The following is a 206-nucleotide window of genomic DNA, read 5'->3' as shown; positions in this document are numbered from 1 at the left end:
CGCGCTCAGCTCGCCTGGATTGTCGATCCGGTCGATCTCGTCCCCAAGCATCGAAGCTGCCGCCCGAATGAGGTACGCGCCCCGGAAGCTCCTGGTGACGCGGCGGGCCTCAGCGGGCAACGGAATCTCATCCCCGTACTCGTCGCGCCCGAGCACCTTGTCGTCCCAGCACGAGAAATCCACGTATTCGCCCGGGCTGAGCTCGA

General features: G+C 66.0%; 1 protein-coding gene. It reads right to left on the bottom strand.

The features are described from left to right. The coding region (locus tag Q664_RS59350; protein WP_043401522.1) for a hypothetical protein at positions 1-206 on the bottom strand (206 nt) is incomplete at both ends.

The organism is Archangium violaceum Cb vi76 (genome assembly GCF_000733295.1).
In the GTDB taxonomy this organism is placed as follows: domain Bacteria; phylum Myxococcota; class Myxococcia; order Myxococcales; family Myxococcaceae; genus Archangium; species Archangium violaceum.
This window is presented reverse-complemented; position numbering and strand designations above follow the sequence as displayed.